The organism is Dellaglioa sp. CoH-55-MRSF-7 (assembly GCF_056782235.1).
This window is the reverse complement of record NZ_JBXAYI010000257.1, coordinates 1-229: the sequence shown is the minus strand read 5'-3', so window position 1 is coordinate 229 and position 229 is coordinate 1. Positions and strand designations below refer to the sequence as shown.

Here is a 229-nt window from a genome sequence, read left to right as displayed (position 1 = left end):
GACAAGCGATTCATGCAGTGCATGATCGATACGACGAAGGCACTTGTTGACGAATTTCAGGCTGATCTGGGGTACACGCAGAGCGACGAGATCACGCTGTACTGGCGCAATGCCCCGGTCTGGCGTACGAATGGCACGACGGAAACGATGCTGCCCGAAATGATGTTCGACGGTCGATACCAGAAGTGGCACTCGCTGCTGGCCGCCGACGCATCGGTCGCGTTCTACC

The 229-nt window shown here is 57.6% G+C and carries 1 protein-coding gene; it reads left to right on the top strand.

The genetic code is table 11. The annotated features are described in order from the left end of the window. Positions 1-21: 21 nt before the first annotated feature. The coding region (locus AC1RPU_RS08580) for a hypothetical protein (RefSeq protein WP_481769748.1) at positions 22-229 on the top strand (208 nt) is incomplete at its 3' end.